Genomic DNA, 18,075 nt, shown 5'->3' on the forward strand with positions numbered 1-18,075 from the left:
TATTATTTAACTGACTCATCCTTTTTAAAAGATGAGTCAATCAAAAAAAGACTCCAAAAAAGGAGTCTTTTTCAAAACATATTAAGCTTTTGCTGCCGGTTCAGCTTCGCCTTTAACAGGGCGGCCTGCTTCAACATCTTTAATAAATTCTTTAATGAAGTTAAAGTAAACTTCTGGATCATCCCACATGGATAGATGGCTGCCGTTAGGGCAGATGCCTACGCGGGAATTTGGAATGCGTCTTCCCATTTCCTTTTTATCTTCTGGATTCATTGTGTCATATTTACCGCCAAGCAGAAGGGTAGGGACAGTAATATTGTGAATATCTTCCCAACGGTTCCAGTCTTTAAAGGTTCCGTTTACCATAAATTCATTCGGTCCCTGCATGGTATTGTAAATTTGCTCATTCATATGGGCAAAGCCTCTTACAACGGAGTCTGGCCAAGGATCAAGACGGCAAACATGCTGCTTGTTCAGATATTTATCAACCAATTCCTCATACTCAGGATTTTTAAAGTCGCCCTGTGCTTCATATTGCTTCATTTTTGCGACAAGTTCAGCAGGAAGCTGGTCACGCAGGTGGTTAATATATTCTACATAAGAAGCAATGCTTGCTGTCATATTGGAAATGATTAAACCTTTAAGATTGTTTTGATACTTTAAAGCATACTCAATGCTTAAAAAGCCGCCCCAAGAGGATCCAAATAGATAGAAGTCATCAAGATTAAGATATTTTCTTACTTCTTCTACTTCTTCTCGAAAACGGTCGATATCCCAAAGCTTTACATCATCTGGCTGATCAGAATGATAGGAACCAAGCTGATCATAGAAGTAAATTTCGATTCCTTCCGGAGGCAGGTGGTTTTCAAAGCATTCCAGGTATTCATGCGTACATCCAGGTCCCCCATGGAGCAATAAAACTTTAATTGGGCTTTCTCCCACTCTTCTAGTCCAAACATGAAAACCGTTACTTAAAGGTACAACTTTAGATTGTGCGTACATTTTATTTTCCACCTTTCTTTTTTAAAAATAAGGCTCTGTTAAATTTGAATGTTGATGTTCGCTCTCGGCGCTCGCTTTTCCCGCTGGAGTCTCGCGCCTTACGCTTCAATCACATAGTGGAAAATCCACAATATTCTTTAACAAAGCCCAAAAATAAATATGTATAACGAAAGCTCTGCCGTTGCAACATGGCTGGCAGAGCTAGGTTATCTTACAAATCTTTTAATTGAGGAACTATTTTATAGCCTTTTGATTTAACAGCGCCAACGATTATTCCAATTGCCAGCCAGCTGAATCCAACCATGAAAGTCACTTTATCAAAACCTGACCAAACATAGGCTATGATGGCGAACCCTAAAAGAGGGAAGAGAACGTATTTTAAAAATGCGCCTAATCCACGTTCTTTCTTTTTAATATAGAAGTAAGTAAAAACAGTAATGTTCAATAGCATGAAAGAAGTTAAGGCACCAAAGTTAACAAATTTAATGATTGTATCGATTTTCAAGACATTAGCAACAATCAATGATAAAAGTCCGACAAAAAGAGTTGCGTTAAATGGAGTCTTATACTTTGGATGAATTTTTCCTAAGAATGATGATCCAGGCAATAGCTTATCACGGCTCATGGAGTATAGAATACGTGAAATGGCTGATTGTGCTGCAAGTGCATTGGCAATTCCAGCTGCTATAATGTTTACAATGATTAACATGTAATAAAGGAATGGACCGCCAGCTTGTTTCGCAATATCGAAGAATCCCATATCAGGATCAAGATTTGCATATTTAGGATGAACAAGCGCAGCCATATAGGTTTGTACCATAAAAATTAATCCAAGAATGATGAGGGCAGCTACTGTAGCGCGGCCAACTGTTTTCTGAGGATTTTTCGTTTCCTCTGCTAAAGTACTGATTCCGTCAAAACCTAGGAAGCTAAAACCGCAATAGAAGTAGCAGTAGCAATAAATCCAAGATTCAAGTGCTCTGGCTGATAAATTGGTGACAAGGAGAACCCGCCAGTTCCAAGGCCATCAACAAAAACAAACTTAACTGCATAACCAATAAAAATGAATAAGGCTATAATTTCAACACCCAATAAAACAAAATTTGTTTTTGCGGCAAGCTGTACTCCTCTTGCGTTAACTAGAGTGTTAATCACGATAAAAAGTACTACCCATATAATAGAAGGAACGGATGGGACAAGACTGTGGAGCCACATACCGGAAAAAGCGTAAAGCAGCGCGGGTGCTAAGATGTAATCGACGAGGATCATCCATCCAGCCAAGAAGCCGATATGAGGATTTAATCCCCGCTGCACATAAGCATAAACGGAACCTGCGATTGGAAATTCCTTACTCATTCTGCTGTAGCTTAATGCTGTAAAAACCATTGCAATAATACCAACGAGGTAAACTAAAGGCACCATTCCAAAGCTTGATTGCGAAACGATTCCATACACACTCATCGGTGCGATCGGAACCATAAAAACCATTCCGTAGATTAATAAATCTTTAAATGTTAAAACCCTGTTTAATTCTTGCCGATATTCACTCTTTCCTGAACTAGCCTGGGCAGCGCCCTGGGCGTGTGTTTGTAATTTCTCCACTTAAATACCCCCTAAAAACCTATCTAATAATTTCTCATTAATTCCAGACAGCAAGAAGATTTTCTTTTCCCTGAAAATAATGGCTTTCTAAAACTTTAATAAATTTTTCTTTATTTCTTTCTTTCAAAACATCTACCAATATTTCGTGGCTTTGAGGCAAATCTTCCACTTTTTCGCTTCCCAGCTCAAAAACCTGGGCAAAAATTAACTCGATTAATGCATTATAGGATTCCCAATTTTTCTTTAATCGCTGATAGTTTGGGAGATTGATAATTAACTCATGAAAGTCATGGTCAAGCTGGACCAGCATATCCTTACGGTTTTCTAAGGAGAAGAATTTCATTTTCTCTATCAATTGTTCGAACTGGTTGATATGTTGATCGGTTAATTGGTCATACCCTAGCTCAATTGCGCTTTTTTCAAGATGGAAGCGAATATTATAAATTTCATGAATATCCGGTTCTTTTAATTCTGTAACAAACATACCTTTTCTTGGAACGTAGGTTACCAGTCCTTCTTGTTGAAGAATTCTCAGGCTTTCCCTTACTGGTCCCCGACTAATATTAAGGTGAGCAGATACTTCTACCTCGTTAATACGGGAACCTAATTTCAGATTTCCCTCAATAATCAGTTTTTTTATATTGCGGATTGCTTCTTCTTGTAATGTGGGGAGCTGGATAATCATGTGATTGAAAGTTCTCCTCCTTTCAAAAGTTAACTGTTAACAGTTTAATTCTACTTTTTAATCTTGTCAATATTTTCAGAAATATCTTTTTCCTTTTACACGTGTTTGCTTTTAAGCTGTAAAGTATAATGATATTTTGTATTTATTTTAATAGTTTGACGAAACTAAGAAAACGAGTATAATTAAAAACAAATTTTGGGGAGGAATAAAATATGGCTGAAACAATAGCGTGCAAAAATTCTATTTATGCATTCAGTAAAGACAACGAGCCCATTCAAAAGATTAGCTCCGGTTCACAAGTTATCATAGAGACATACGATTGCTTTCAAAATCAAATTACTTCTAACGACACAGAAATCAATTCTATAGATTGGAATCAAATCAACCCTGCAACAGGACCTATATATGTAGAATCTGCAGAGCCGGGCGATATTCTCGCTGTTAAAATTGAAAAAATCGAATTGGGCCAAGAGGGTGTTTTGACAGTGGGGCCTGATCTTGGGGTTATGGGACACAGACTTGAGAAGTTTGAAGCCAAGATGATTCCAATCCAGGACGGGAAGGCAATTTTTAATGAAAGATTACATATCCCTTTAAATCCAATGATTGGTGTAATTGGTGTCGCTCCTGAGGGAGAGCCTGTTTCCTGCGGAACACCCGGTGCACACGGCGGCAACATGGACACTAAACTCATTACAGAGGGTGCGACTATTTATTTCCCTGTCTTTGCTGAAGGAGCCCTTTTTGCGCTTGGCGATTTACATGCAGCCATGGGAGACGGTGAAGTGGGAGTATCAGGAATTGAGATTCCAGCGAAAGTTACCGTAACGCTTGAGGTAATAAAAGGACATTCTCTAAAAAATCCTCTCTTAATTTCAGAGGAAGGGCTCGCAATGATTGTTTCTGCTCCTACATTGGATGAGGCGGCAAAAACAGCGGTTGAAGAAATGATTGATTTCCTATTGCCATACACTGACCTGACTCTAAGCCATCTTACTATGCTGATGAGTGCAGTGGGGCAGAGCCAGATTTCACAAATTGTAGACCCGTTGTTAACAGCGAGATTCTTCGTACCTAAAATGGTCTTAGATGCGTATAAGGTAGAACTGTTTAAATAATAATCAGTTTCATGTTAAATGGCCCAAATTTGATTGCGAGACTCCGTCGGGAAAAGGGACCAAGAGCTGGCCTCGCAGAAATATTGCGCCAAGGAGCCTGCGGAAAGAGGCCAGAAGAGGCTCAGCGGACTATGATAATAAAAAGAAAACAGCGGAATCCCAATGGGACCGCTGTTTTTATGTACTTCCTTCCAATTTGGAGGTTGTATACGCTTTAAAAAAATTGTATTGTACAATAATAGTAGATTTATTCTTTAATAATTTTTTTTTAAAAAATAAGCCCAAAATAGAGATTCGATTTGAGAAAGGGTCTTTCATGTGCCAATAAAAGACCATAATATAGAAATCATTTGAAACGGTCCTTCAATGAACGACTTTGTTTTTCAAGTGTACAGGAAAAAGATCTTCATTAGCCAGCGTTTTTCGAAAGGCTGCTTCCTAAATAAAACATTCTTTTAAAAGGAGAATGAAAAGATGATCAAGGATTATGAGAGATTAAGAGAACTGGATAACGCAGATCCGGTTTGGAAGTGGATGACACCGAAACCTTATACTGTTTTTCCCGATAACACCTTAAGAGATACCATTCTACTGCTCCAGCAGTACCGAATTGATGGACTGCCTGTTATAGATGAAGATAAAAAAGTAGTAGGAATCATAACGAAATCCAGACTGATGAGATGCTTTGTTGAGGGGGTATCACCCGATTCCTCGGTTTTAGAAGCTATGACTAGTTCAGTCGTCACCATTAGGCAAAGCGAGTCGATTAAAACAGCCTATGGGATTCCCGTTGGACGCCTCCCTGTAGTGGATGAAGAGGGTAGGATTACAGGAATATTAACCAGGACTGATATTCTGCATTCCTATGCTTCGCATATTGATGAACTTGAGGAAACAGTCCATACTGCTTCCATATTAAATACTATTTTGGAAACCGCTTACGAAGGTATTGCCGTAATAGATTCAAATGGTATTATTAGAGAATTTAATGAAGCATATGCCCGTTTCCTTGGAAAAAAGAGAGAAGATGCGATCGGCCAGCATGTTACTAAGATAATAGAAAATACCCGTCTGCATTTTGTGATTGATACCGGTGTGGCTGAAAAGGGGTACATTCAGCGGATTCAGGGACAGGATATGGTTGTTCATAGGCTTCCCATTTGGAGAGATGGCAAAGTAATCGGAGCAATCGGTATGTTGATTTTTCAGGGAGTTTCCGAGCTTTACAACATCCTTGGCAGAATGCAGGAGCTTTCTCGTCAGGTAACCCAAAATATCCTGCCGGAGGAAAGAATCAAGAAGGTAAGTGGCGGTTTTGATGATATTATCGGCAATAGTGCGGAACTGCAAAATGTAAAACGAATCGCCCGAAAAGCGGCAAATACACCGTCCACCATATTGATTACTGGAGAAAGCGGAACCGGTAAGGAAATGTTCGCAAGTGCTATCCATAAGCTAAGCCCTTATGCAGAGGGGCCATTTATTAGCGTGAACTGTGCTGCGATACCAGAGCATCTTTTAGAAGCAGAATTATTTGGCTATGAGGAAGGTGCATTTACCGGTGCTAAAAAAGGCGGTAAGCCAGGAAAATTTGAACTTGCGCATAAGGGCACATTGTTTCTCGATGAGATTGGGGATATGCCGCCACTCATGCAATCGAAAATCCTTCGGGTACTTCAGGAACGTGAGGTAGAGCGGGTTGGAGGAGTGGCAAAACACCATGTAGATGTCCGGATTGTGGCTGCCACTAATCGCCGACTTGAAGACATGGTTCAAGAAGGGGATTTCAGAGAAGATCTGTATTATCGTTTAAATATTATCCGTCTGTTGCTTCCTCCGTTAAGAAGTCGGAAGGATGATATTCCTCTATTATTAACGCATCATTTACAAAAGATTTGTAAACGGTTTGGGCTCGAAAATAAATCTTTTTCAAAGGAAGCTATGTTAACACTGATAAACTATACGTGGCCCGGAAATGTGAGAGAGCTTGTAAATACAGTTGAAATGCTTGTGAGTCTCTCTGAATCAGACACCATCCAGCCTGAAGATTTGCCAGAAAGATTCGGACGTACTCTTATTGCTGCCCCTAATGTCTCTGCATTGCCTGCGTTAGAACAGGAAAACAATATTCTGACGAAGGTAAAAAATTCAGTTTTAGAACGCGAAAAGGAACTGATTTTAAAAATACTGGCGGAAACGAACGGAAATAAGGCGGCAGCGGCAAGAAAATTAGGCATTCAGCGCTCCACGCTATACGAAAAGTTGAAAAAGCATAATATCACTACACAATCGTCCGATTAATCATACGCATTCCGGACACTTGTGTAGTGTCAGTCGGACGTGTTTGTGTCTAAAATGTGCGAAATCACCTCTTTTTCAAGTTGGCACACTTCTTGCAAGTATAGAAAGTGTACAGATAAAGGAGGGGATTGTTTTGAAAGGGTTTGCAGAATTTAGAATGCCAAAAGCGGTTTTCTATGGAAACGATTCTTTATCCAAACTCGGCGAGCAGGTTTCACTTCTTGGAAAGAAAGCGCTCATCGTCAGCGATAGAATCATGGAGAAAATCGGAAACGTGAAAAAATGCCAGGATCTTCTTGATGAAGCAGGAATTTTTCATATTGAATATCTTGAAGTAAATTCCGAGCCAACTGATGTTCACGTTGAAGAGGCTTTAAAAATTTGCACAGATAATCAATGTGATGTTATCGTTGCCATTGGCGGAGGAAGCTGTTTGGATGCAGCGAAAGCTGTAGCAGTTGTCGCTACTAATGGAGGTTATATCGGAGACTTCATGGGAGGGAAAAGGCCAGTTGAAAAAAGCCCGATTCCGCTTATTGCGATTCCGACAACCGCTGGTACTGGTTCCGAAGTAACTAGTGTTACGGTTATCACTAATACAAAAGATGATATTAAAATGATGATTAAAAATCCGGCTTTCTTACCGGAAATGGCGATTGTTGATCCAATCCTTACTTATTCATCGCCAGCTTCAGTAACTGCAGCAACTGGTGTAGATGCTCTATGTCACGCAATGGAAGCGTATATCTCGAAATTGGCGCAGCCTCTGACAGATAATCTGGCTATTTCAGCGATAGAGCTGATTGTTAATAACCTTCGTGAAGCTTACATAAATGGTGAGGACAAGGAAGCTAGGGAAAAAATGGCGTTAGCCTCCATGCAGGCAGGACTTGCGTTTACGAATGCATCCGTTACCTTAGTTCATGGAATGTCCCGCCCAGTTGGGGCACTTTTCCATGTGCCACACGGAATTTCCAACGCTATGCTTTTACCTGCGGTACTTGAATTTACAAAAGAAAGTGCAGAGGTTCGCCTTGCAGATATCGGCAAAATTTTGAGGCCAGACCTGAAAGCGCTGACAAATAGTGAACTAGCTGATGTTACTGTAAATGAGGTTAAAAAGCTTTGCCGTGATTTGAATATACCGAACATGAGAGATTATGGTTTAGACAGTGAAAGATTTAATCAGGTTGTTTCCAAAATGGCCCAAGACGCTCTTGCCAGCGGAAGCCCAGGCAATAATCCAAAGGTGCCAACTCATGAAGAAATTGTGGAGCTATACCACTATTGCTATAATTATGACTTTACCGTACTTGAAACGGTTGCCAAATAATTTTAAAAACAGAGGGGAGAAATATTCATGCCAGCATCAGTTGAAACAAAAACATTAAAGAACTTTATCGGGGGAGAATGGGTCTCCTCTGTATCAGGAAAAACAGAGGCTGTTCCAAATCCAGCAACTGGAGAAACTTTAGCTAACGTACCACTATCAAGCCGTGAAGATCTTGATCGAGCTGTAGAAGTAGCGAAGGAAGCATTCCAGTCTTGGAAAAACGTAGCTGTTCCTAAGCGTGCAAGAATTCTGTTCCGTTATCAGCAGCTTCTAGTTGATCACTGGGATGAGCTTGCCCGCCTGATTACTACGGAAAACGGAAAGAATTATGATGAAGCATACGGCGAGGTACTGCGTGGTATCGAGTGTGTGGAATTTGCTGCAGGTGTTCCAACACTTATGATGGGTACTCAGCTTCCTGACATCGCAACAGGAATAGAGTCGGGAATGTACCGTTACCCAATCGGGGTTGTGGGCGGTATCACACCGTTCAACTTCCCAATGATGGTTCCTTGCTGGATGTTCCCACTAGCAATCGCTTGCGGTAATACATTCATTTTAAAACCTTCTGAGCGTACTCCATTGCTTGCAAACCGCCTGGCTGAATTGTTCAAGGAAGCAGGACTTCCAGATGGCGTACTAAATGTTGTTCACGGAGCTCATGATGTAGTTAATGGAATTCTTGAGCACAAAGATGTTAAAGGTGTTTCCTTTGTAGGATCTCAGCCGGTTGCTGAGTATGTATACAAAACAGCTGCAGCAAACGGTAAACGCGTTCAGGCTTTAGCTGGTGCGAAGAACCATTCAATTGTTCTTCCAGACGCAGATCTTGATTTAACTGTTACAAACATTATCGGTGCGGCTTTCGGTTCTGCAGGTGAGCGCTGCATGGCTTGTTCCGTTGTTGTAGCAGTTGGGGATGTTGCTGATGAATTAGTCAGCCGCCTTGTAAAAGCTTGTGAGGAAATGACAATCGGTAACGGCCTTGAAAAAGGTAATTTCCTCGGACCAGTTATCCGTGAAGCACATAAAGAAAAAACAGTTAAGTATATTGAAATTGGTGAATCAGAAGGTGCGATTCTCGTTCGTGACGGCCGTAAGGATAAGGCTGTAAATGGTGAAGGTTACTTTGTTGGACCAACTATTTTTGACAATGTAAATCCAGACATGAAAATTTGGCAGGATGAAATCTTTGCACCAGTACTTTCAATCGTTCGTGCAGAGAACCTGACAGAAGCAATTGAAGTTGCAAACCAATCTGACTTTGCCAACGGCGCTTGCCTGTTCACTGACAGTGCAAAAGCAGTGCGTGAATTCCGCGAGAATATCGATGCAGGTATGCTTGGAGTAAATATGGGAGTTCCTGCACCAATGGCATTCTTCCCGTTCTCTGGCTATAAAAAGTCATTCTACGGCGATCTTCATGCAAATGGTAAAGACGGCGTTGAATTCTATACTCGTAAGAAGATGTTAACTGCTAGATATTAATAGAATGCGAGACTTCCTTCGCAAGCGATCTGCTAAGGTCTCGATTTTAAACTTTGTCGGTCGATGCTAAAGGTGCGAGATCTCTTCGGGAAAACTTCAACATGAGGGGATAGGGCGCTGGTTTGACAGGCTCCCGGTCCGCCCGAGGAAACCTGGCACCTAAAGCAGAGACAGCATAACAGGCAAAATGAAAAAGGTCCTATTTACCAATTAGCTTTTACAAAGCAATACTTTAAAGAGGGAGAGATGGACATGGCGAAATTTTTAAAGACTGGTAAAACAAAAGAAGAGCTGGCTGTACAGGCTGCTCAAGTATCTGAAACAGTTAAAAACATCCTTGATGATATTGAAAAAAACGGTGACGAAGCAGTAAGAAGGTATTCAGAAAGCTTCGATAAGTGGTCTCCGGAAAGCTTTAAACTTTCCCAGGAACAAATTGAGGAAATCATCAGCTCAGTTCCTGAAAGTACCATCAATGACATAAAATTTGCTCAGGCACAGATCCGCCGCTTCGCTGAAGCTCAAAAATCAGCTCTTCGTGATATCGAAGTAGAAACGCTGCCAGGTGTATTTTTGGGACACAGAAATATTCCGGTTAACAGTGTAGGCTGTTATATCCCTGGCGGAAGATACCCAATGGTTGCATCCGCACATATGAGTGTTCTTACTGCAAAAGTGGCAGGCGTTAAACGAGTAATCGCTTGTACGCCTCCTATTAATGGTGAAGTTCCTGCCGCAACAGTAGCAGCAATGGCACTTGCTGGAGCAGATGACATCTATCTTCTTGGCGGAGTTCAGGCAATGGCTGCTATGGCAATTGGAACAGAAACCATTGAGGGCGTTGATATGCTGGTTGGACCAGGAAACGCATTTGTGGCGGAAGCAAAACGCCAGCTGTTTGGCCGCGTAGGTATCGACCTTCTTGCAGGACCAACAGAAGTGCTGGTCATTGCTGATGAAACTTCTGATGCAGAGATTGTGGCTACTGACCTTTTAGGACAGGCTGAACATGGTCCTACTTCACCAGCTGCTTTAATCACAACTTCCGAAGAACTTGCTAATGAAACAGTGAAAGAGATTGAGCGTCAGCTTGAAACTCTTGCAACTGCTGATGTTGCCCGTGCTGCTTGGCAGGAATACGGAAAAATTATCGTTGTAGACAGTATTCAGGAAGCAGTAGTTGAGGCGGACAAGCTTGCTTACGAGCACGTTGAAGTTCTGACTGAGGATCCACGCAACTTCCTTGAGAACATGACCAACTATGGTGCGCTGTTCCTTGGGCCTGAAACAAACGTTGCTTTTGGTGATAAGGTAATTGGTACAAACCATACTCTACCGACTAAAGGCGCTGCACGCTACACAGGCGGCTTATGGGTTGGTAAATTTCTAAAAACCTGCACCTATCAGGAAATCAGAACACCAGAAGCAAGTGCTATGATTGGCGAATATGCTGAGCGTCTTTGCAACCTTGAAAACTTTGCAGGACACCGTGAACAAGCACTTCTTCGGGTTCGCCGATACAAAAAAGAAACTGTAACAAATTAATAGAGATAAAGAAGGGCGGCATGCTTCTATAAGCCGCCCATATAAAAAACCATATATCCATAGTGATAAATTTGGTAAAAATTAACTGAAGTATTTTAATTTTTTGAATTGCAAAGGGGTTAATCCGGCTGTCTTACAGCCGTTTTAATAAGGGAGAAATCACACGAAAACTTAGGAGGAACTATATGGAACTGATTGTTATTCTGCTTGCCCTGGGGCTATTAATGTTTATCGCCTACAGAGGATTCTCAGTAATCCTGTTTGCCCCGTTATGCGCTCTGTTTGCTGTATTGCTCACAGATCCATCACATGTACTGCCATTCTTCTCTAATATCTTTATGGAAAAGATGGTCGGATTTATTAAACTTTATTTCCCTGTATTCTTATTGGGTGCCATTTTTGGTAAGGTAGTAGAAACCTCTGGCCTTGCTGCTTCTATCGCTAAAACAATCGTTAAAGCAGTTGGAGCAAAGCGTGCTGTTCTTGCAATCGTATTAATGGCAGCTATTTTAACATACAGCGGTGTAAGTCTTTTCGTTGTTGCATTTGCGGCTTATCCATTTGCAGCTAAGTTGTTCCAGGAGGCTAATATTCCAAAACGCCTGATTCCAGGCACGATTGCTTTGGGAGCGCTTTCTTTCACAATGGACGCTCTTCCGGGTACACCACAAATTCAAAACGTTATTCCAACAACATTTTTCAAAACAGACATTTATGCAGCTCCAACTTTAGGTTTCATTGGTGCAATTTTTGTATTTGTCCTTGGTATGCTTTATCTTGAATCCCGCCGCCGTAAAGCTGCAAAAGCAGGTGAAGGCTATTTCGGAATTGGAGATTCTGCAAAGGAACAAATGGCAGCAGCGGCTGAACAAGCAGCTATTGCCCCAATTTCATTAGGTACAGAGAATGAAGGTGTTCTTCGCCAGGTTCTTGCTTTTGTACCACTGGTTCTTGTAGGGGTCATGAACAAGTTCTTTACGGTTTCCATTCCAAAGTGGTATCCAAATGGATTTGATTTCACAAAAATCGGTCTTGATGCTTTCGGAAAGGTTGAACTGCCAACCGTTCTTGGCGTATGGTCTGTTGAACTAGCACTGGTAATCGGTATCTTAGCAACAGTTTTATTTAATTTTAAATCTGTTACAGTTGATTTTAAAACTTCACTTAACGCTGGTATCGGCGGAGCTTTACTTGCTGCTATGAATACTGGTTCTGAATATGGTTTTGGTGGAATCATTTCCTCACTTCCTGGCTTTGGAGTAGTTCGTGATGGTATTTCTCATACTTTCACAAATCCGCTTGTAAACGGTGCTGTAACTACTAACGTGCTTGCTGGTATCACAGGTTCCGCGTCCGGCGGTATGGGTATTGCGCTTAGTGCGATGGGTGAAAAGTACGTGGAAGCTGCCAATCAGTATGGTATTCCTATGGAAGTAATGCACCGTATCATTGCTATGGCATCCGGCGGTATGGATTCTCTTCCGCATAACGGTGCTGTTATCACCCTGCTTGCAGTCTGCGGACTGACTCATAGGCAGTCCTACAAGGACATCTTTGCGGTAACTGTTATAAAAACATTGGCCACATTCTTCATAATTGGAGTTTACTCATTAACGGGCCTTATCTAAATAATGGAGGACAGGACACTATAATTTGGTGTCCTGTCTGTTTTAACAAACTAGAATTTATATCCTAAATTCTGAACGCAATAGAAAAACTAGGGCATTCACCTAAACGACTTGGCAGATGCCGAGTTTTTTTAAAAAATAAGAAAGTAAAAATTTTTGACCATTAAAATTGTCTGGCTCCAGCGCCCAGCGCCTAGTGTCCATCCCGTTTCTCCCTACGATAAGTCAACATCGAAATGCTTTGCATTTCGTGTTGTCCAGCTTCAGTGTCTAGGGGCTCGAGGTCATAAGCCAATCCGTCTGAAGGTTAAAGAACAACCTTCTCGTCGGCTCGTCTTATGCTTGTCGCCCCTAGTCAAGACACTTCAGCATTTCATTATCCTTTATCTCAGTCGAAGAGGAGGCGCGCAGGACGCGGGTCAGAAAGGCGTTGCCACAGGACGTGGCGACCTTAGCCTTTCTTCAAATGGCCATACGTCGCTGAACGGGCGCTTGCGCTTTTCTTAGGAGGGGTATTACATGGATTACTTTTCAGAGCTTCGTGGCAAAAAGGTATTAGTTACAGGAGGGAGTAAAGGGCTTGGATTGGATATTGCCCTTGCTTTTGCTGGTCTTGGGGCAAAGGTTGTTATAACAGGACGGCAGGAATCCGCTCTCGAGGAGGCCGTCAGCCGTTTAAAAGAACTACAGAGTAATAGTTCTTATATCACTGCTGATATGAAGGATGTTGCTAGTGTCCGAAAAATGGTAGATGAAGCCACCGAACGAATGGGCGGTCTCGACGTTCTGGTAAATAACGCAGGAGTTAATATTCCGAAGCCAGCAGAAGAAGTAACAGAAGAAGACTGGGATCAAATTATAGATACCAATTTAAAAGGTCTTTTCTTTTGCTCGCAGCAGGCGGGCAAATACATGATCCCGAATAAAAGCGGAAAAATCATCAATATCGTTTCTCAAATGGCGTTTGTGGGTTATTACAACAGAACTGCATACTGCTCCAGTAAAGGCGGTGCTGTTCAATTAACAAAAGCGCTTGCCGTTGAATGGGCAAAACACCATATTAAGGTAAATGCAGTAGCACCAACTTTTGTAGAAACCGAGATGACAAAAACAATGTTTGAGAATCGGGATTTTTATGAGGATGTAATGAATCGCATTCCTCTCGGTGAACTTGCCCGTCCTGCTGATATTACAGGTGCCGTCTTGTTCCTGGCTTCTGATATGGGAAACTTTATTACCGGTGAAACTATTAAAGTAGATGGCGGATGGACCGCTATTTAATAGAAAGGGAGAATGAGAATGCCTGTTAATGAAAAAGTAGCGATAATCGGATCGGGTACCATGGGCCATTCTATTGCCTTATCTGCCGCCATGGCCGGATTAGAAATAAAGATTTGGGGAAATAGCCAGGAGGACCTGGAAAAAGGGCAAAAGGGGCTTGAGGATAAAATTCAGGTACTAATCCGTTATGAAGTGATAGATTCGGATGAATTTGAAACTGTCAGAAATAGTGTCTATTTACAGACTCTCTTGAGGAATGTATTAAGGACGCAACTTTTATTATAGAAGCGATCCCTGAAAAACTGGACCTTAAACAGGAATGGTATGAAAAACTAGATGGACTTTGCGGACCGGATGTTATTTTAGCCAGCAATACATCAGGATTAAGCCCGACTGAAATTGCCTTACATACAAAAAAACCAGAACGTACAGTTGTAACTCACTTCTGGAATCCGGGACACCTTATCCCTCTTGTTGAAATTGTGAGGGGAAAGCACACCTCTGATGAAACGGTATCAAGGTCACTCGATCTATTGCGATTAATGAAGAAAAAGCCAATTGTGGTACAGAAGGATATTCTCGGTTCAGTTGGAAACCGAATACAATATGCCCTATTTAGAGAAGCCCAGTACATACTTGAACAGGGAGTAGCGACAATAGAAGATATCGATGCGGCTGTCCGCTATAGTATTGGCCGCCGCCTGCCGGTAACTGGGCCATTTATTACGGCAGATATGGGAGGCCTGGATGTTTTTCATTCCATCTCCAGCTATCTGTTTCCGGATCTAAGTACAGAAAGCGAATCATCTCCAGCAATGCGAGGGCTTGTAAATGAAGGAAACTTTGGACAGAAAAACGGAAAGGGATTCTACGACTGGCCATCCTCCTTTTCTGACCAAATGAACGATGAGCGCGAACGGGAACTGATCTCCTGGTTAAAAAAAGATTTAGCGGAACTTTAATTTAAAAGAGGACTACGGATTCCTGCTATCATTAGCGGAAACTGTAGTCTTTTTTATTTTTTCTACAAAAAAGCAGACCTAATCTACAAAAATGAAGATGTGTTCTACATTTTTGAATGGCAGTTCTACAAATATGTGTTTTTTCAACAATAAAGTAGATCTAATCTACAAAAATGAAGATGTCTTCTACATTTTTGAATGAGTGTTCTGCAAAATCGGGGGAGCATTCTACAAATATAGGTCTTTTCTACAAAAAAGCAGACCTAATCTACAAAAATGAAGATGTGTTCTACATTTTTGAATGGAGGTTCTGCAAAATCAAAGGAGACTTCTACAAATATAGGTCTTTTCTACAAAAAAGCAGACCTAATCTACAGAAATGAAGATGTGTTCTACATTTTTGAATGAGTGTTCTGCAAACTCGGGGGAGACTTCTACAAATTTAAGAAGGCTGTGTTAAAAAGCAGTGAAAGTTTTAATTTTATTATTGTAGTGGAGACCCCCAGCATTGGGAAAGGAGCGGTTTCGTTACCGGCATAAAATCGCCTATCCCAGCAATGATTCTTCAAGGAAGATTTGCTTTGTGGAGCAGAAACCATTTTTCCAATAGCGCCTTAATAGAGATCTATGAAAAAATATATTTTTTAACAATGAAACGAATCCATCTTCTACTGCGTCAAATAAATATAATTGAAATTATTTCTTTTTTTAAAATCTTTCATTCTATTACGACTAAAGGTTTGAGAAAGGGGTATAGGAATAGCAAAAGATAGAATATTCATGCCTGTTGCTTCGTATACTTAGCCAAGAACGAATAAGAGGAAGAGGATGGTAGAGATGTTAAAAAAATTGTTTTCGGGTTTTGCAATTGCTGCTATGCTTTTAGGAACTGTTTCTGTATCGGAGGCCCGGACAACCTCGCATCCAAAGCCGGTCACTGAAAACTCCCCTACATATATTACAAGCTTGAAAAGTGTGAACGGCCAACTTGTTGGCAAATTCGACTATATTCAATGGTATTTTGGTAAAGCTGCTGATCGTGAGTTTTTAAAGGACTGTAAGTGCAGTAAGGATATGCAGCATGCCCCGGATGGCTACTGGATCCGAAACGTGAATCCGCGAATCCGTACCTTCGCTATTTCAAAATATGCAACATACGTCCTTCAAACACGTGGGGAGGATATAAAATGGAACGAAAAGGTAACGAAAGCCCAATTCCTTGATTTCCTCAAAAAAAGAAATAAGGATGGCCAAATTCCATTCCACATTCAGGTGAAAAATGGAGTAGTGGTTAAAATAACTGAACAATACATTCCATAAAATGAACCCTCACCGGTTCATTTTTTTTGATTCAAAACGAACGGTTACTTAAAAAAATATTGCTGTTTCACAAATTGTTTGAAATGGCTTTCATTCCTGCTTTTCACTGGGTGTTATAATTTTTATAAGCACAGATTTATGGGAGGCAGGACATGAAAATCAAAGTCGTTTTCGGTATTATTTTATCGTTGATATTGGTCCTTGGAGGTCTGGGAACTCTTTTTTACACAGAGGGTAATGCCAAAAAAGCTGAAGAATATATAAAAAAAGCGAATCAAGAGACATCTTCTCTGTATAAAGAAATGGAAGAAAACCTTCAATTTGTACAGGAAAACGGTACTTTGGCAAAATTAGATGAAGATAAAATAAAAAAAGCAAATAATCAGTATAAAAAAGCAGCTGCTGCTTTGGATAAAGTACCACGTGGATTCAGAAAGAATGAGACAGAAGTTTTAGAAAACGCAGCTTCAAAACTTGATGAAATTGAAGACTTTCAGCAGGCTGCCATCATAGGGAAAAGCTTGGATATCCAGCTGAATCAAGTGCAAACGAATGAAGTTACTGATGAAATAGCTTTATTAAAAACAAAACTTTCTTATGAGAACCACAAATTTTCATATGTCCAAAACCAAAGGATAAGAGATGTATTTGAAACGGTTTATGGGAATAAGCTCATGCAGCTTGGAAATTCTCTTATCGCCGATAAATAAACTTCATAAAAAACCCCATACTAAATAGAAACTACTAAAGAAGGGACTGTATGTATGGGAAAATGGAATGAACAAGGGGCACCGAATAATAACCTGGCTCCTAAGACAATTGCAACATCTAAGCTTGTTGGCAAAAATACGGAACATGAATTTTCTGAAGAACTATCGGACGGCGGAGAGCGGGATCGCATCATTCAAAAACAAATTCTTGAAATGAATGAATAGGAAAGAAGCAGCTGCGGAAACGCACTGCTTCTTTTTTAGCTAATCAGAATCTACAACCATAAATTTTGATCTCACAACGGACAGGATGAGTCCTGGGCAGGTGTCTTTTTGAGCATGAAAAAGATGTAAAATTTTTCCGATAGGGGAAAATTGTCTAAACAGCTTATTTTTAGGGAAAAGGATAAGGACAACTTATAGGAGGGATTCAATATGGCAAACGAAAAGTTTGAAAAAGAAAACCTACTTGAAGTGGAAAGAAAAATGCAGGGGAATCAAAATCCCAAAAAGGATTCGACAGTGGAAGGACGCCTTCCCGACCAGCAAAATCGAATGAAAGATCGATTTGCATTATTTTAAAAAGAAAATCAAAGAATAATCGATTATTATTGTTGTTGCAGTTTTAAAACACATAAAAAGCCAGTTGTTTTTCCTGATATACCCCCTCTCAAACAAATAAATGCACGATTTCACCCAAGTAATGCACGATTTCCTCCAAGTAATGCACGATTTCACCCAAGTAATGCACGATTTCCTCCAAGTAATGCACGATTCCGCCCGAGTAATGCACGATTTCCTCCAAGTAATGCACGATTCCGCCCAAGTAATGCACGATTCATCGAAGCAAATGCCAATCATGACAAAATAAATCTCTCGCCTAAACAGCTAAATCGCGATTGCAATTTACTGGAAAACTTTATAAAAACTCACCACGGAAATAGCTCCAAAGCTTGATATAATCCCAGTTCCATTTAGCAATCTGGAATCAAATTGGCTCAAACCCAGCGGCATAACTTATGAATCCCTCAGGGTACAAAGCAATATCTTGGAGTGCTTTTTTAAATTGACGAAAACAGCGCCCCATCCTATACTGATGA

14 protein-coding genes and 2 pseudogenes are annotated in these 18,075 nt (G+C 40.7%); 13 read left to right on the forward strand and 3 right to left on the reverse strand.

All coding sequences use genetic code 11. The features are described 5' to 3' along the window. Positions 1-81: 81 nt before the first annotated feature. The 3 genes and pseudogenes from AC3WR0_RS15010 to AC3WR0_RS15020 all read right to left on the reverse strand — a co-directional run bounded on the left by AC3WR0_RS15010 (position 82) and on the right by AC3WR0_RS15020 (position 3,289). Positions 82-1,002, reverse strand: a complete 921-nt coding sequence (locus AC3WR0_RS15010; RefSeq protein WP_492553068.1) for a proline iminopeptidase-family hydrolase — start codon at positions 1,000-1,002, stop codon at positions 82-84. A gap of 211 nt (positions 1,003-1,213) precedes the next feature. Beyond that, positions 1,214-2,490, reverse strand: a pseudogene (locus AC3WR0_RS15015) (APC family permease). A 151-nt stretch (positions 2,491-2,641) separates the two neighbouring features. Continuing rightward, on the reverse strand, positions 2,642-3,289 hold the full coding sequence (locus AC3WR0_RS15020) for a GntR family transcriptional regulator (protein ID WP_492553069.1): 648 nt from the start codon (positions 3,287-3,289) through the stop codon (positions 2,642-2,644). 212 nt (positions 3,290-3,501) lie between these two features. Here AC3WR0_RS15020 and AC3WR0_RS15025 point away from each other — a divergent pair, with 212 nt between their 5' ends. From AC3WR0_RS15025 to AC3WR0_RS15085, 13 genes and pseudogenes are all read left to right on the forward strand, one after another. Next, on the forward strand, positions 3,502-4,407 hold the full coding sequence (locus AC3WR0_RS15025; RefSeq protein ID WP_492553070.1) for an acetamidase/formamidase family protein: 906 nt from the start codon (positions 3,502-3,504) through the stop codon (positions 4,405-4,407). A 474-nt stretch (positions 4,408-4,881) separates the two neighbouring features. Further along, positions 4,882-6,708 (forward strand): sigma 54-interacting transcriptional regulator, encoded by a 1,827-nt coding sequence (locus AC3WR0_RS15030; RefSeq protein WP_492553071.1) that lies wholly within the window; start codon positions 4,882-4,884, stop codon positions 6,706-6,708. Between the two features lie 157 nt (positions 6,709-6,865). Further along, on the forward strand, positions 6,866-8,041 hold the full coding sequence (locus tag AC3WR0_RS15035; protein WP_492553118.1) for an iron-containing alcohol dehydrogenase: 1,176 nt from the start codon (positions 6,866-6,868) through the stop codon (positions 8,039-8,041). A 27-nt stretch (positions 8,042-8,068) separates the two neighbouring features. Beyond that, positions 8,069-9,529 carry a CoA-acylating methylmalonate-semialdehyde dehydrogenase gene (locus tag AC3WR0_RS15040; protein ID WP_492553072.1) on the forward strand — a complete coding sequence of 487 codons (1,461 nt, stop codon included), beginning with the start codon at positions 8,069-8,071 and terminating at the stop codon, positions 9,527-9,529. A 252-nt stretch (positions 9,530-9,781) separates the two neighbouring features. Continuing rightward, entirely contained in the window at positions 9,782-11,074 is a 1,293-nt protein-coding gene (gene hisD, locus AC3WR0_RS15045; RefSeq protein ID WP_492553073.1) for a histidinol dehydrogenase, read from the forward strand. A gap of 185 nt (positions 11,075-11,259) precedes the next feature. Beyond that, positions 11,260-12,702, forward strand: a complete 1,443-nt coding sequence (locus tag AC3WR0_RS15050) for a GntP family permease (RefSeq protein ID WP_492553074.1) — start codon at positions 11,260-11,262, stop codon at positions 12,700-12,702. 519 nt (positions 12,703-13,221) lie between these two features. Beyond that, the gene (locus AC3WR0_RS15055) at positions 13,222-13,983 is read left to right on the forward strand and encodes an SDR family NAD(P)-dependent oxidoreductase (RefSeq protein ID WP_492553075.1); all 762 of its coding nucleotides are present in this window, start codon (positions 13,222-13,224) and stop codon (positions 13,981-13,983) included. 90 nt (positions 13,984-14,073) lie between these two features. Continuing rightward, positions 14,074-14,498: pseudogene (locus tag AC3WR0_RS15060) on the forward strand (3-hydroxyacyl-CoA dehydrogenase family protein); the annotation flags it as partial. Positions 14,499-14,525: 27 nt separating this feature from the next. After that, positions 14,526-14,945: a 3-hydroxyacyl-CoA dehydrogenase family protein gene (locus tag AC3WR0_RS15065; RefSeq protein ID WP_492553119.1), complete on the forward strand. Its 420-nt coding sequence runs from the start codon at positions 14,526-14,528 to the stop codon at positions 14,943-14,945. Positions 14,946-15,782: 837 nt separating this feature from the next. Further along, on the forward strand, positions 15,783-16,265 hold the full coding sequence (locus AC3WR0_RS15070; protein WP_492553076.1) for a hypothetical protein: 483 nt from the start codon (positions 15,783-15,785) through the stop codon (positions 16,263-16,265). A gap of 152 nt (positions 16,266-16,417) precedes the next feature. Next, a complete protein-coding gene (locus AC3WR0_RS15075) occupies positions 16,418-16,975 on the forward strand; it encodes a hypothetical protein (protein ID WP_492553077.1) in 558 nt (185 codons plus the stop codon). Positions 16,976-17,029: 54 nt separating this feature from the next. Continuing rightward, on the forward strand, positions 17,030-17,200 hold the full coding sequence (locus AC3WR0_RS15080; RefSeq protein ID WP_166028913.1) for a hypothetical protein: 171 nt from the start codon (positions 17,030-17,032) through the stop codon (positions 17,198-17,200). Positions 17,201-17,410: 210 nt separating this feature from the next. Continuing rightward, complete coding sequence (locus tag AC3WR0_RS15085) at positions 17,411-17,557, forward strand: hypothetical protein (protein WP_492553078.1); 147 nt, start codon at positions 17,411-17,413, stop codon at positions 17,555-17,557. Positions 17,558-18,075: the final 518 nt, after the last annotated feature.

The organism is Neobacillus sp. FW104-15D2 (assembly GCF_058790155.1).

Coding starts and splice junctions, on each gene's coding strand:
- AC3WR0_RS15010 (WP_492553068.1), bottom strand. CDS start 1,002: ATGTACGCACAATCTAAAGTTGTACCTTTAAGTAACGGTTTTCATGTT.
- AC3WR0_RS15020 (WP_492553069.1), bottom strand. CDS start 3,289: ATGATTATCCAGCTCCCCACATTACAAGAAGAAGCAATCCGCAATATA.
- AC3WR0_RS15025 (WP_492553070.1), top strand. CDS start 3,502: ATGGCTGAAACAATAGCGTGCAAAAATTCTATTTATGCATTCAGTAAA.
- AC3WR0_RS15030 (WP_492553071.1), top strand. CDS start 4,882: ATGATCAAGGATTATGAGAGATTAAGAGAACTGGATAACGCAGATCCG.
- AC3WR0_RS15035 (WP_492553118.1), top strand. CDS start 6,866: ATGCCAAAAGCGGTTTTCTATGGAAACGATTCTTTATCCAAACTCGGC.
- AC3WR0_RS15040 (WP_492553072.1), top strand. CDS start 8,069: ATGCCAGCATCAGTTGAAACAAAAACATTAAAGAACTTTATCGGGGGA.
- hisD (WP_492553073.1), top strand. CDS start 9,782: ATGGCGAAATTTTTAAAGACTGGTAAAACAAAAGAAGAGCTGGCTGTA.
- AC3WR0_RS15050 (WP_492553074.1), top strand. CDS start 11,260: ATGGAACTGATTGTTATTCTGCTTGCCCTGGGGCTATTAATGTTTATC.
- AC3WR0_RS15055 (WP_492553075.1), top strand. CDS start 13,222: ATGGATTACTTTTCAGAGCTTCGTGGCAAAAAGGTATTAGTTACAGGA.
- AC3WR0_RS15065 (WP_492553119.1), top strand. CDS start 14,526: ATGAAGAAAAAGCCAATTGTGGTACAGAAGGATATTCTCGGTTCAGTT.
- AC3WR0_RS15070 (WP_492553076.1), top strand. CDS start 15,783: ATGTTAAAAAAATTGTTTTCGGGTTTTGCAATTGCTGCTATGCTTTTA.
- AC3WR0_RS15075 (WP_492553077.1), top strand. CDS start 16,418: ATGAAAATCAAAGTCGTTTTCGGTATTATTTTATCGTTGATATTGGTC.
- AC3WR0_RS15080 (WP_166028913.1), top strand. CDS start 17,030: ATGGGAAAATGGAATGAACAAGGGGCACCGAATAATAACCTGGCTCCT.
- AC3WR0_RS15085 (WP_492553078.1), top strand. CDS start 17,411: ATGGCAAACGAAAAGTTTGAAAAAGAAAACCTACTTGAAGTGGAAAGA.